At 62.5% G+C, this 12,766-nt stretch carries 16 protein-coding genes; 6 read left to right on the plus strand and 10 right to left on the minus strand.

The window, feature by feature from the left end; all coding sequences use genetic code 11:
- A partial coding sequence (locus AC1DVW_RS28195) for a transposase (RefSeq protein WP_477326451.1) occupies window positions 1-233 on the plus strand: 233 nt, incomplete at its 5' end.
- 61 nt (window positions 234-294) lie between these two features.
- Here AC1DVW_RS28195 and AC1DVW_RS28200 read toward each other — a convergent pair.
- The 9 genes from AC1DVW_RS28200 to AC1DVW_RS28240 all read right to left on the minus strand — a co-directional run bounded on the left by AC1DVW_RS28200 (window position 295) and on the right by AC1DVW_RS28240 (window position 8,271).
- Entirely contained in the window at window positions 295-1,323 is a 1,029-nt protein-coding gene (locus AC1DVW_RS28200; RefSeq protein ID WP_477319873.1) for a peptidoglycan -binding protein, read from the minus strand.
- Window position 1,324: 1 nt separating this feature from the next.
- A complete protein-coding gene (locus tag AC1DVW_RS28205; RefSeq protein ID WP_477246083.1) occupies window positions 1,325-2,347 on the minus strand; it encodes a MotA/TolQ/ExbB proton channel family protein in 1,023 nt (340 codons plus the stop codon).
- A 164-nt stretch (window positions 2,348-2,511) separates the two neighbouring features.
- On the minus strand, window positions 2,512-3,204 hold the full coding sequence (trhA, locus tag AC1DVW_RS28210) for a PAQR family membrane homeostasis protein TrhA (RefSeq protein ID WP_477327514.1): 693 nt from the start codon (window positions 3,202-3,204) through the stop codon (window positions 2,512-2,514).
- A 115-nt stretch (window positions 3,205-3,319) separates the two neighbouring features.
- Window positions 3,320-4,120, minus strand: coding sequence for an inositol monophosphatase family protein (locus tag AC1DVW_RS28215; RefSeq protein ID WP_477246087.1), 801 nt, complete (start codon window positions 4,118-4,120; stop codon window positions 3,320-3,322).
- An 86-nt stretch (window positions 4,121-4,206) separates the two neighbouring features.
- On the minus strand, window positions 4,207-4,773 hold the full coding sequence (gene efp / locus AC1DVW_RS28220) for an elongation factor P (protein WP_477246089.1): 567 nt from the start codon (window positions 4,771-4,773) through the stop codon (window positions 4,207-4,209).
- 125 nt (window positions 4,774-4,898) lie between these two features.
- Window positions 4,899-5,975, minus strand: a complete 1,077-nt coding sequence (locus AC1DVW_RS28225) for a tetratricopeptide repeat protein (protein ID WP_477327516.1) — start codon at window positions 5,973-5,975, stop codon at window positions 4,899-4,901.
- Window positions 5,947-6,594, minus strand: coding sequence for a thiamine phosphate synthase (locus AC1DVW_RS28230; RefSeq protein ID WP_477327518.1), 648 nt, complete (start codon window positions 6,592-6,594; stop codon window positions 5,947-5,949). The genes AC1DVW_RS28225 and AC1DVW_RS28230 overlap by 29 nt, the downstream gene beginning before the upstream one ends.
- Before the next feature lie 85 nt (window positions 6,595-6,679).
- Window positions 6,680-7,255 (minus strand): PH domain-containing protein, encoded by a 576-nt coding sequence (locus tag AC1DVW_RS28235; protein ID WP_477327520.1) that lies wholly within the window; start codon window positions 7,253-7,255, stop codon window positions 6,680-6,682.
- Window positions 7,256-7,365: 110 nt separating this feature from the next.
- Window positions 7,366-8,271 carry a DMT family transporter gene (locus AC1DVW_RS28240; RefSeq protein WP_477327522.1) on the minus strand — a complete coding sequence of 302 codons (906 nt, stop codon included), beginning with the start codon at window positions 8,269-8,271 and terminating at the stop codon, window positions 7,366-7,368.
- A 129-nt stretch (window positions 8,272-8,400) separates the two neighbouring features.
- On the opposite strand from AC1DVW_RS28240, the gene AC1DVW_RS28245 reads away from it, so the two are divergent.
- Both AC1DVW_RS28245 and AC1DVW_RS28250 read left to right on the plus strand, forming a co-directional pair.
- Window positions 8,401-8,853 carry an Lrp/AsnC family transcriptional regulator gene (locus AC1DVW_RS28245; RefSeq protein WP_477327523.1) on the plus strand — a complete coding sequence of 151 codons (453 nt, stop codon included), beginning with the start codon at window positions 8,401-8,403 and terminating at the stop codon, window positions 8,851-8,853.
- 96 nt (window positions 8,854-8,949) lie between these two features.
- Complete coding sequence (locus tag AC1DVW_RS28250) at window positions 8,950-9,720, plus strand: sulfite exporter TauE/SafE family protein (protein ID WP_477327525.1); 771 nt, start codon at window positions 8,950-8,952, stop codon at window positions 9,718-9,720.
- Window positions 9,721-9,759: 39 nt separating this feature from the next.
- On the opposite strand, the gene AC1DVW_RS28255 is transcribed toward AC1DVW_RS28250, so the two are convergent.
- The gene (locus tag AC1DVW_RS28255) at window positions 9,760-10,311 is read right to left on the minus strand and encodes a DUF2269 family protein (protein WP_477327527.1); all 552 of its coding nucleotides are present in this window, start codon (window positions 10,309-10,311) and stop codon (window positions 9,760-9,762) included.
- Window positions 10,312-10,863: 552 nt separating this feature from the next.
- Here AC1DVW_RS28255 and rcdA point away from each other — a divergent pair.
- The 3 genes from rcdA (at window position 10,864) to ruvA (ending at window position 12,739) form a co-directional block, all read left to right on the plus strand.
- Window positions 10,864-11,394 (plus strand): protease adaptor protein RcdA, encoded by a 531-nt coding sequence (gene rcdA, locus AC1DVW_RS28260; protein WP_477246104.1) that lies wholly within the window; start codon window positions 10,864-10,866, stop codon window positions 11,392-11,394.
- A gap of 204 nt (window positions 11,395-11,598) precedes the next feature.
- Window positions 11,599-12,108 carry a crossover junction endodeoxyribonuclease RuvC gene (ruvC, locus tag AC1DVW_RS28265; protein WP_477246106.1) on the plus strand — a complete coding sequence of 170 codons (510 nt, stop codon included), beginning with the start codon at window positions 11,599-11,601 and terminating at the stop codon, window positions 12,106-12,108.
- A gap of 10 nt (window positions 12,109-12,118) precedes the next feature.
- Window positions 12,119-12,739, plus strand: coding sequence for a Holliday junction branch migration protein RuvA (gene ruvA / locus AC1DVW_RS28270; protein ID WP_477270647.1), 621 nt, complete (start codon window positions 12,119-12,121; stop codon window positions 12,737-12,739).
- Window positions 12,740-12,766 lie beyond the last annotated feature (27 nt).

Genomic DNA, 12,766 nt, shown 5'->3' on the forward strand with positions numbered 1-12,766 from the left:
AGGCCGTGCGCCGCGCCATCCGCTCGGCCGGCGCCAGGCTGTTCTTGCTGCCCAAATACTCGCCTGACCTGAACCCCATCGAGAAGCTCTTTGCAAAGCTAAAGCATTGGCTCCGTAAGGCTGCCAAGCGTACCGTCGAAACCGTCTGTGACGCCATCGGCCAAATCCTCGGCACCGTCTCTTCAACCGAATGCAGAAATTACTTCACAGAGGCAGGCTATGCGCCAACCTAGATTCATCCCGCTCTAGAGTTGAGCCGGCAAACAAATTCGCGTGATATCGCGTGAAGATGGATCAACGTTCGGTGAGCTTCAATTCGATGCGGCGGTTCTTGTTGCGCGCCTCTTCGGTGTCGGCGGGATCGAGCGGCTGGAATTCGCCGAAGCCGGCGGCGACCAGCCGGTTGGCCGGCACGCCATTCTCGATCAGGAACTTCACCACAGAGGTCGAGCGCGCCGTCGACAATTCCCAATTGTCGCGGTAGCGGCCAGCGCCGGACAGCGGCTTGTTGTCGGTGTGGCCGTCGACGCGCAGCACCCAATTGATCTCTGGCGGGATCTCTTTTTGCAATTCGATGATGGCGTCGGCCAGCTTCTTCATCTCGACCTTGCCGGCGTCGTTGATCTCTTCGGAGCCTGTGGGAAACAGCACTTCCGACTGGAAGACGAAGCGGTCGCCGACGATGCGGATGTTCTCGCGGTCGGCGAGGATTTCGCGCAAGCGGCCGAAGAAGTCGGAGCGGTAGCGGTTGAGCTCCTGCACGCGCTGCGCCAACGCCACGTTGAGGCGGCGGCCGAGATCGGCGATCTTGGTGTTGGAATCGCGATCGCGCGTTTCCGACACGTTGAGCGCGTCTTCGAGCGCGCCAATCTGCTTGCGAAGTGCTGCGATCTGCTGGTTGAGGATCTCGACCTGGCTCAGCGCCTGCTGGCTGATCTGACGCTGGCTGTCGAGTTCGCCGCCCAGCTGTATGGCACGCTGGTTGGCGGCGTCGCCGGCGCCGGCACCTTGCGCCAGCAACTGTTCGAGCCGGCTCTTTTCCGCCTCTGACGCCGACAGCGATGCCTGCAGATTGGCGAGCGAATCATCCTTGTCCTGCGTCGTCGAGCGCTCCAGCGCCAGCAGTTGCGTCAGTTCGTTGATCTGCGAGTTGAGGCGTGTGAGCGCCGTATCCTTGCCGGAGAGTTCGCGGCCGAGCAGGAATTGCGCCAGCACGAAAACGGTGAGCAGGAACATGATCGCCAGAAGCAGCGTCGACAGCGCGTCGACAAAGCCCGGCCAGTAGTCGATGCGGCGATCGGTGCGCCGCTTGGCAAGCGCCATGTTAATGGACCCCGGGCTTCTTCAGGGCGTCGGCGATCTTTTCCAGCGTGTTGCGCATCGCCTTCTGTTCGTCCGACTGAGCTTCGACCCAGTCGCGCATGATCTGCTGTTCCGAGCGCATGTTCTTGACCAGACCCGAAATGCCGTCGGCGAGATTGGCCATGGCGGTGGCAACGCGTGGATTGGAGCCGCCGTTCTCCTGCATGCTGCGCAGCCTTTCCGACAGCACGCGGATCTCATCGGAGGATTCGGTCTTGGCCGGATCGGCGACGACGATGTCGGACGAGAGATCAGTGACCGAGGACAACCAGTTCTCAAGTTCGGTGTAGAAGCGGGTCTGGGCGCGGCCGGCCTGCAGGTCGAGGAAGCCGAGAACCAGCGAGCCGGAGAGGCCGAACAGCGAGGACGAGAAGGCGGTGCCCATGCCGGCCAGCGGCGCCGAAAGACCCTGCTTCAGCGAATCGAGCACGGCGGCGGCGTCGCCTGTGCCGGGATCGAGCGACTCGATGGTTTCGCGGATCGAGCCGATGGTGTTGAGCAGGCCCCAGAAGGTGCCGAGCAGGCCGAGGAACACCAGCAGGCCGACAAGGTAGCGCGAGGTGTCGCGGGTTTCGTCGAGGCGGGTGGCGATCGAATCAAGCATGGTGCGCATCGAACTGGTCGAGAAGGCCACGGTCGACGAGCGGCCGATCATCGCCTTCATCGGCGCCAGCAGCACCGGTTCGGTGGTTTCGGAGCCGGCACGGAAGGAATTGACCCAGCGCACTTCGCGAAACAGCCGTCCGACCTGGGCGAAGGCGAGCAGGATGCCGACCGCCAGCACGCCGACGATCAGGCCGTTGAGGCCGGGATTGCTGCCGAAGGCGGTCGAGATCTGGCGGGTCAGGATGGCGGCGATGAAGGCGACGATGGCCAGGAAGATGACCATGGTCAGCACGAAGACCTGCGGGCTCGACAGTTTGTGCGGATCGTAAATCAGGACATCAGAACGCCTGCCCATGCCGAAGGATCTGAGAAAAGCCATCCGTGCCCCGTTTCCGATGCTCTCTATTTGCCTTGACGCAATTCCGAACGGGAAACCGCTCACACTTTCCCTGGAATTGCTCCAGTGCCGCCGATCACGTAATTCGCGACTTTAAACGGAATTGTGACCAAATTGAATGGCGTCTGGCAATATTGCCGGAGAGCCTAGAACCGGTTGATGACCAGGCAGTCGACCATGGCGGCCAGATGCAGGCCGGCGCCGGTGACGACAAAGCCGTGCCACAGCGCATTGTGGAAGCGCAGGCCTTTCCAGGCGAAGAAGATGACGCCGCAGGAATAGACGACGCCGCCGGCAACGATGAGCGCGATCGATGTCGTCGGCAGTGTCTCGACGAGTGGCTTGGCCACGACGATGCCGCTCCAGCCGATGGCGAGATAGAAGACGATCGCCAGCCTGTCGAAGCGACCGGGAAGCAGCACTTTTATGGCGATGCCGATGGCCGCCGCGGTCCACACCAGGACGATCATCGAAACGGCCAGCGGCGAGGTGTCGAGCTGGGCGAGGAAAGGCGTGTAGGTCGCGGCGATCAGCAGGTAGATCGCGGCATGGTCGAAGCGCCTCAGGATCCATTTTGCCGGTGACGACACCGGCCACAGATTGTAGGCCAGCGACACCGACAGCACGGTCAGCAGCGAAACCACATAGAAGGCGGCGGCGACATATTCGCCGGGACCGGCATGGAAGGCTGCCAGCGCCAGCAATGCCGAACCGGCCGATATCGCCAGCACGATGCCCACTGCATGGACGATGCCGTCGGCGATCATTTCGGCGCGCGAATAGTGCCAGCGACCCACGAAAGGGATTTCAATCTGGGATTCTGGCCGCGCGTCCGTCATGAATGATCCTGCATCCCCCTTATCTGGGCGCTTGCCGGACAGTATTTCAAGCTTTGGTTGCGGTTTTGCGACCGCGGCGCTTCAGCGCGCCGGGATCCTTTGGGCGCCAAGGTCCTCAGCGCGGCGTGACCGGCTTCTTGATCGTCTTCAACAGCGCGCGGTGGATGACCTCGTTGCCGGCGACGACCGAGCCGGCGTCCAGCATGTCCTGGCCGCCATCCATGTCGGAGACAAAGCCGCCGGCCTCGCGGATCAAAAGAATGGCGGCGGCCATGTCCCAGGCCGACAGGCCAACTTCCCAGAATCCATCCATGCGGCCGGCGGCGACATAGGCGAGATCGAGCGAGGCGGAGCCGAGGCGGCGGATGCCGGAAACCTCGGCCATCACATTGCGCAGCTCGACGAGGAAATTGCCGTGCTGGCCGTGCCCGAGATGCGGTACGCCGCAGCCGATGACGGTGTCGACCAGCTTGGTGCGGCCGGCGACGCGCAGCCGGCGATCGTTCATGAAGGCGCCGCCGCCGCGTTCGGCGGTGTAGAGCTCGTCCATTGCCGGATTGTAGATGACGCCGGCGACGATCTGGCCCTGGCGCTCCAGCGCGATCGAGATGGCAAACTGCGGAATGCCATGCAGGAAGTTGGTGGTGCCGTCGAGCGGATCGACGATCCAGCGGTGCTGGCCGTCGTCGCCTTCGATGGCGCCGCGCTCTTCCATCAGGAAGGCGTAACCCGGCCGCGCCTTGGACAGTTCGGCAAACAGGATGTCCTCGGCCTTGCGGTCGGCCTGGCTGACATAATCGCCCGGCCCCTTCATCGACACCTGCAGGTTCTGTACTTCGCCGAAGTCGCGCGACAGCGAGCGGCCGGCCTTCATGGCGGCCTGAACCATGACGTTTAGAAGTGCGGAGCGTGCCATCGTGCTTCTTCCTGCTGCTGCGCTTTAAGCTTTGTTTCGATGCATGTCGGTGACCCAAAACCGGGGCCACTTTTGGGCGACATGCATCAGTCCGCGCGGCGTACGTAGGTGATTTCGTTGGTGTCGACGATGATGCGCTCGCCCGAACCGATGAAGGGCGGCACCAGCACGCGGATGCCGTTTTCCAGCACCGCCGGCTTGTAGGAGGATGCGGCCGTCTGCCCCTTCACCACCGGGTCGGCCTCGGTGATGGTCAGCGTCACATAATCGGGCAGCGAAATGCCGATCGGCCTGTCTTCATAGAGCTGAACCGTGACCATCATGCCGTCCTGCAGGAACGCAGCACGATCGCCGACGAAGTCCTTGTTCAATTCGAGCTGCTCGTAGCTCTGGGTGTCCATGAACACCAGCGCGTCTTCCTGCGCGTAGAGGAAGGAAAAATCCTTCAGGTCGAGCCGGATCTGTTCGACCGTCTCGGCCGAGCGGAAGCGCTCGTTGAGCTTGGTGCCGTTGATGAGGTTCTTCAGTTCGACCTGGTTGTAGGCGCCGCCCTTGCCGGGCTTGACGGTGTTGGTCCTCACCGCCACCCATAGGCCGCCATCGTGCTCGATGACGTAGCCGGGACGGATTTCGTTGCCATTGATCTTGGCCATGATGATTTTTGATCCGGAATGAGATGTTCGCCGCTGCGAATTTCGGCCTCCAAGACCACAAATCGCCTGAAGAGGCAAGGGAGGCGGCCTAGAGGGGTAGGTCGGGGGTAGCCCAGAGGGTAGCCTCAGGGCAGGCGGTTTGCCCTCTGCAACGCCTGCTTGGTCTGGTCGTCGGTCAGGCCTTGCAGGAAATCGTCCATCTCAGGATCGATAAGGCCGGCGCGGCGGGCAACGATGTACCAGGCGCCGGCGAGGATGAGATCCGGATCGGTGCCGATGCCTTGCATATAGAGCTTGGCGAGGCGGTTCTGGGCGGCGACATTGCCGCCCTCGGCGGCCTGTTTCATCCAGCCGAAGGCGGATTTCAGGTCGCGCGCGCCGCCACGTCCCTCGATCATCCAGGCGGCAAGATCGATCTGCGCGGTGTCGTAATTCTGCCTTGCGGCCTGCGCCAGCAGGCGGCGGGCCTGGGCGTCGTCGCGCGGCCTGCCGCCGGCGCCATTGGCATAGATCTGCGCCATCGCATATTGCGCATCGGCAAGGCCAGTGGCGGCGGCCCGCTCATAGTAGGAGACCGCCTTGGCGATGCCGGCATCACCGGGGTCCTGCTCGACCAGCAACTGTGCGAAATTGAACTGCGCCAGCCGATTGCCGGCCTCGGCGGCAGCCTGCATCAACGCGTAGGCTTCTTTCTCGTCCTTCTTGACGTAGCGGCCGTCGAGCAGCATCAGCGCATATTGGAATTGCGATTCCGGCACGCCCTGCTCCGCCGCAAGCGCATACCACTTGGCGGCCTCCGCCGCGTTGAGCGGCACGCCCAGCCCGCGCGACAGGATCTCGGCCAACAGCGTCTCGGCCGCCGGATCGCCATTTTGCGCGCGGGTCAAAGCGAGGTTGTAGGCCGTCTTGTAAAGCCCGCGCTGAAAGGCGCCGTAGGCCGGGTCCGACGGCTTGGCGCCAAAACGGTCGGGATTGATGGCGTCGGCTGACGGCAGCGGCGCCGGTTCGGCGGTGGTGGCGGGCTGTGGCAGCGGCTTGTCGATGGGTTTGTCGACGTGCACGCCGATGTCTGGCTTGGGCTGCGGTAGCGGAATGGTCTGCGCGGCGGTGGCGGCGCCCTGCATCATCAAGACCGCAATCAGGGCCTGGAGAGGAAGCATTGGCGAGGACATTTCAGTCCTCGAAACGCGGCGCGGTTTCATCGAGAAGCACGTTGGCACCGGCGACAGCTGTCTTCGGGTCGACGCCCTCGGCAAAGACGGCGCTGGACAGCGCCACGAATTCGGCGCCGGTGGCGGCCACCGCTGTCACCGAAGCGAGATCGGACCCGGCCATGACGATGCACGGGATCTGAATCACGTCCGCCCAAAATTGGCCAAGCGACAGGTTGCGGGGGTGCGGCTCCGGCTTGTTGTCATAGCCGAAGCGGCCAAAGAACATGTAGTCGGGCCTCAACTCGCCGAGTTCCAGCGCGTCGTCGCGGGTCTTGGCGCCGCCGGTGCCGACCATCATCTTTGCCTGGAAATGTCCGATCGTCTCGGCAAGTTCGGCCTTTCCAACCTCGACATGGATGCCGTCGGCCTGGACGCGGCCGGCAATGCGGGTGTCGCCGGCAATGATGACCGCGACGCCTACAGCTTGCGCAACCGGCACGATCTCTTCGGCCAAGGCCTGGAAGGAGGCTTCGTCCATGCCGTTTTCGGGCAGGATCAGCGAGGCGACGTCGCCGCCTTCGAATGCCGCCGCAATGCTTTGCGCCGACACGCCTGGCGGCGCGATCAGCACGATGCGGCAGCGGTTTGGAGGTGTTGCTTCGTTCATAGGCCTTCGATCCCGGTTTTCGCCTATGCCGGGCGAAGATGGTTGGATTGCGGCATAGAGCAAAGTACAGGGATTGAACAGGCTGCTAGCCAGCAGGGGGCGATCGATGACCGGAGCGGATATCGCTGCTGGCTTTCATTATCAGATCGAACACCTTCGACGGGCTTTCGACCCCGAGAAATTGCGGGACGGGGTCAAGGGCCGGAAACCAGCCGCCCATCCTTGGATATCCGAAGGGGGTTGCCACCGATCCGAAGCGCAAATTCCCTCGTGTCGCTTTCTCACCGGTCAGTTGCACATCGGGAAGGCGCTCCAAATCGAGCGACCTGAAATTGGAAAACGGTGCGGTCCGCATAATGAGAATGCGTCTGTCCGTGACAGCGTAGGAGATCCTGCGTCGCAACCATGCATCGAAGGCAAATCTGCCAAAGACCATGAAGAGCCCGATGCAAACGAACATCGCTCCCCAGGCATAGAAGAAGAATGGCGCACCTTGCCTTGCCGCCGAGACTGTCCAGAAAATAGCAAACCCGCACCAAAGCAGGCTGAACGGAATGAGAAAGATGTCACTAGGTACGAACAACAAACCTTGCGTGGGAGATCCGGTCCACAAGATACGCTCGCGAGGCAATAGCCGGTTCTGAAAGGATACGCTGTCCAAGCCACCACCCGTCGCATGTGCCTGAAACGCTCATCGCATGAGTCAGGGTCCGGCGCAAATCCGCAGCGTGTCTGCCGCAAGATCACGTGGCTGTGAGGCGGCGTCATGATTTATCCGTTTGCCTGGGCATTCGCTGTCGGCGACCTCGACTTCCACAGCGTCCAGCCGAGATTCATGCCGGCTGCGGCGATCAGGATGGCGGTGGCGCCGACGATCTGGAGGGGATGCAGCCGATGGCCGAAGGCAACGACGTCGACCAGGATCGCGACCACGGGGTAGATGAAGGACAGCGAGCCTTGCAGATGCGTCGGCAGCTTCTGGATGGCGCCATACATCAATATGTACATGAAGCCGGTATGGACGACGCCGAGCGTCACCAGCATGCTCCAGCTCCACGCATCGGTGGGAAGCTGGGTGAGATTGGCAAAGGGCGCGAGCATGAAAACGCCGACGCAAACCTGGATGAGTGCGATCAGGTGTGGTGGCGTGCCCTTGAGCTTCTTGGTGACGATGGCTGCAACGGCCCAGAAGAAAGCCGCCCCCAGCGCCATGGCGATGCCGGTGAAATAGTCGGTGCCGACGTCGCCTGCATGAGGCGTGACCTGCACGATCAGCAGCATGCCGGCGAAAGCGATGCCAAGCCAGGCCAACTTTGTCATGGTCAGCCGTTCGGAGAAGAACAGCGCGCCGAAGCCGACCAGCATGAAGGGCTGGGTGTTGTAGACCGCCGTGGCGATCGAGATCGAGGCCCGCGAAAATGCGCTGAACAGCAACAGCCAGTTGATGACGATGGCAGCGCCGCCGAGAGCGGCGATGCCGATGACGCGCAGTGACAGCCCGCCGCGCAGCAACCCAAGGGCGGCGCAGATGACCAGCAGCGCTATCGCGCCGAAGGCGCAGCGCCAGAACACCACGTCCATGATCGGCTGGCCTGAGAGCACGACGAACCAGCCGATGGTGCCCAGGATCGCCATTGCGGCGGACATTTCGATCGTGCCGCGTACCGTGTTGTCCATCAGAACCTCTATTGTTTGAGGCTTCATATTCTCATGCCGGATCGACGCTTTCCATGGTTTGTGAATAGGCGTATGAAATGCATGCCTAATTATATTAGGTAATTTTCGATCCGACCTAAGGAATGAAAAATGCTGGACGAGCTGGACAGAAAGCTTCTCGAGATACTGATCAAGGATTCACGAACCTCGTTGAAGGAACTGGCTGCCCAAGTCGGGTTGTCGTCGCCGAGCGTCTCGGAACGGCTTCGGCGGCTCGAGGAGCGCGGTGTCATCCGCGCCTTCACCATCGAGATCGATCCGCAGGCGCTCGGTTTTACCCTGCAGGCGATCGTTCGCATCCGGCCTTTGCCGGGCAAGCTGCACATCGTGCAAAAGCTGATCGAGGAGATTCCGGAATTTGGCGAGTGCGACAAGGTCACCGGCGATGACTGTTTTGTCGCCCGGCTGTTCGTGCGCTCGATCGGCGATCTCGACCAGATTCTCGACCGCATCGCCGACAAGGCCGAGACCAGCACCGCCATCATCAAGGGGCAGCCGATCCGCCGCCGCCCGCCGCCGCTGGCGCCTATGCCGAATATGTGACGGGCGCGGGCGCGCCGCGCAATATTTGCAGTCGCGGCGTGACCGTTTCTGGTCTATTCCAGAATTCCCGTCTTTCCCTCCAGCCTCCTTCCCCCCATGTCAGGTCTGCTCGCCGATCCCTGGTTTTATGCCGCCGCCATTCCGGCGGTCATTCTCGTTGGCCTGTCGAAAGGCGGCTTTGGCGGCGCCGTCGGCTTTGTCGGCGTGCCGTTGATGGCGCTGACCATGCCGCCGGTGCAGGCCGCCGCCATCCTGCTGCCGATCCTGTGCCTGATGGACATCGTTTCGGTGTGGACATGGTGGGGTGTTTACGACCGCAAGATGCTGGTCGACATGATGCCGGGCGCGGTGATCGGCATCGGCCTCGGCTGGCTGACGGCAGCCCTCGTCACCGAAGAGATGGTGCGGCTGATCGTCGGCGCGGTCGCGCTGATTTTCGTGCTGCGCTGGCTCTATCTGCAGTTCCGGCACGGTGCCGATCATGCGGCTGCCCCCAACCGCGTCGCTGCCGCCTTCTGGGGCACGGTCGCCGGCTTCACCAGCTTTGTCGCCCATGTCGGCGGCCCGCCCTTCCAGGTCTATGCGCTGCCGATCCGGCTCGATCCGAAGGTGCTGTCGGGGACGTCGGCGATCTTCTTTGCCGCCACCAATGCGCTGAAGCTGGTGCCCTATTTCGCGCTCGGCCAGTTCGACACCGCCAATCTAACGGCATCGGCGGTGCTGATGCCGCTGGCGCCGCTGGCCACCATCGCCGGCGCCTGGCTGGTGCGGCGCATGCGGCCGGAAATCTTTTATCCCTTCACCTATGCGACGGTTGCGGTCGTCGCGGTCAAACTGCTGTGGGATGGCATCGCCGGGCTGTTCTAGAGGGAACGGCAGCCTTGCGGGCTGCCGTCATGGCGAGCCTTAGGCGGCGGACGGTACCAGCCGCCGTGTTCCGCCGAATGCCAAGGTAGCGCCGGCCGCGACGACCAGCACCATGCCGGCGAGAACGCCGATGTCATGCGCGGTCGGCTTCAGCACCATGTCGGCGACGATCACCAGCATCACCGCATAGTCGAAGCGCGCGGCGCTCATCATGCGCTGACCAATGGCGAGAACGGCGGGCGTTATGCCATCCTTGGCGATCATGGCGCCCATCCGCTCGCCGGTCGGTTTGAAGATGAACATGCCGATCGAGAAGGTCGTGGCATAGCCGGCGAGACCGATCAGGATCCACAGGTCGGTGAAGCCAACCCAGAAGCTGCACATGACGAGCCCGAAGAGCAGCGTCAGCATCGACATCGGTGCAAAGAAATGGCCGCCCAACTGTCCGCTGGCGCGCATCGCCTGCAACTTGTCCTCGATGTTGCCGGCGCGCTCAGCCATCACTCCGAGCAGGAACAGGACGAAACCGCCACCGACCCACAGGGTCGCCGAAACGATGTGCAAAAACTTGACGATCGAGTACCAGTCCATGGTTCTCTCCTTTGATTTTTTGATTGCGGGCGACGCTGGGGTTGCGCTGCCTGGGTTCGAGGAGCGGGCGTTTAGCGCGGCGCGTGTTTCGCAACGATGTCGCGTGGGCAGCCGGTTTGTTTCGGCGTTCAGCAAGCGTGGCCGAAATGGCAGGGAGTGTGTGAGGGTCCTGACGCGATTCCGGGCACCGGAGCAGCTGTGCTGTTCCGGCACAGAAGGGTGGCGCTCGATCGAAAAATATCCGCTCCGTTAAGGCTTCATTAAGCTTTACGGGCGTTTACTACGTTCATCCAGTTATCTGGATTCTTACCGAGTGGTTGGAGCCACTTCGTTTGACGCCTCCCTGTTAAACTCCTGAGAGCCGCCTTATCCGCGGCTCTTTTTTTGTTCGCTTTTCCGGGGTCGTCCGGCACCGGCCGCGCCGTTAACCGTTTGTTAAACATGTGCTTGCCTTCACCGGTGACGAAGCGCATTTTCAAGCTTCAGTCATTTAGGGTGCAGGCGGGACGGCGATGAAGCCGAATCAGCCAGCGGGTAGCAGGGGCGTCTCCAATGAACGAGCCTTCGAAGGGCGTTGCGAAAACCATTAAACTGGCGGAACGTCGGGTTTTCTCCCAATCCTTCAAGCCGCTCTACCAGGAGGGTATGGGCCTGGTCGAGCAAGCGGCAGAATATCTCGACGGCAAGGGCCGGGCCGAGGCGAAGAAGCTCTCCAGGCTAGCGGCAACGCTCTATGCCGCCGAATCGATGCGGCTGACCACACGGCTGATGCAAGTCGCCTCCTGGCTGCTTTTGCAGCGGGCCGCGAACTCCGGCGAGATGACCCGCGACCAGGTTGCTTCCGAAAAATCCAAGGTGCGTCTCGACACCGCTTCCGCGCATGATGAAGCGGCCGGCTGGAGCGAACTGCCCAAGGATTTCCTTGACCTCGTCACCCGCTCGTTGCGGCTGCAGGCGCTGGTGCGCCGCATGGACGAGGAAATCTACGGCGGCACGATGGTCGACACGCCGCCAATGGGCCGCCGCGCCAATCCGGTTTCCGACCAGATCACGCTGCTCAACACGGCTTTCGCCCGCGGCTGACAGCCTGCTTATGATTCTACTCTGACGGCCATCTGACGCGGTTTTCTGCGCTTCCGATGCTCACGTACTTATGTACGTTCCGCTTCGGTTTTCGAAAACCGCGCCATCTGTCTCCTCAGAGCGAATTCTCAAACAGCCTGTTCGTTGTTTCTGGTTTGTTCACATTTCGCTGGCATCGCTGTCCGCCGGAGGTAAAGTCGGCGTATGGGGGAAGCGATTCGCATCATCGGCATCGATCCGGGGCTCAGACGCACCGGCTGGGGCATCGTCGAGAGCCTCGGCAACTCCTTGCGCTTCATCGCCTCCGGCACCGTGCGGTCCGACGACAAAGCGGCGCTGGCGACGCGGCTGTGCCAACTGCATGACGGGCTCGCCGACATCCTGCAGCAGGCCATGCCGCACGAAGCGGCGGTCGAACAGACCTTCGTCAACAAGGACGCGGTGGCGACGCTGAAGCTCGGCCAGGCACGCGGCATTGCCATGCTGGTGCCGGCGCGAGCTGGACTTCTGGTTGCCGAGTATGCGCCCAACGCTGTCAAGAAGGCGGTGATCGGCGTCGGCCATGGCGACAAGAAGCAGATCCATATGATGGTGAAGGTGCTGCTGCCAAAAGCCATTTTCGACACCGAGCATGCGGCCGATGCGCTGGCCATCGCCATCTGCCACGCGCACCACCGGCAGAGCGTCGCCTACAGGATGGCGGCGCTGGCATGAGGGATCGCTCATGATCGGCAAGCTCAAAGGCACGCTGGACGAGATCGACGAGGATTTCTGCCTCGTCGACGTGCATGGCGTCGGCTATGTCGCCTACTGCTCGGCGCGCACGCTGGCGGCGTTGCCGGCGCCCGGCGAGGCGGTGGTGCTGTTCATCGAGACCTATGTGCGCGAGGACATGCTGCGGCTCTATGGCTTCCAGTCCGTGCTGGAGCGCGAGTGGTTTCGGTTGCTGATGAGCAATGTGCAAGGCGTCGGCGCCAAGGTGGCGCTGGCCATTCTGTCGACGTTGGCGCCTGCCGATCTCGCCAATGCGATCGCGCTGCGCGACATCGCCATGGTCAGCCGTGCGCCTGGCGTCGGCAAGAAGGTGGCGGAACGCATCGTCACCGAATTGAAGAACAAGGCGCCGGCCTATGCCGGTTCTGCCTCCGGCACCATCGGCCTGAAGCAGGAACTCGGCGAAGGCGTCGCACCGGCGCCGATCACCGATGCCGTCTCGGCGCTGGTCAATCTCGGCTATTCGCGCGACACGGCAGCCAATGCGGTGGCGGCAGCGCTGAAGACCGCCGGCGAGGATGCGGACGCCTCGAAGCTGATCCGTTTCGGGCTGAAGGAACTGGCGCGGTGAGGCGTTGCTTGTCCCGTCCTCTGCCCT

The sequence above is a fragment of the Mesorhizobium sp. P3_B5 genome, assembly GCF_056402815.1.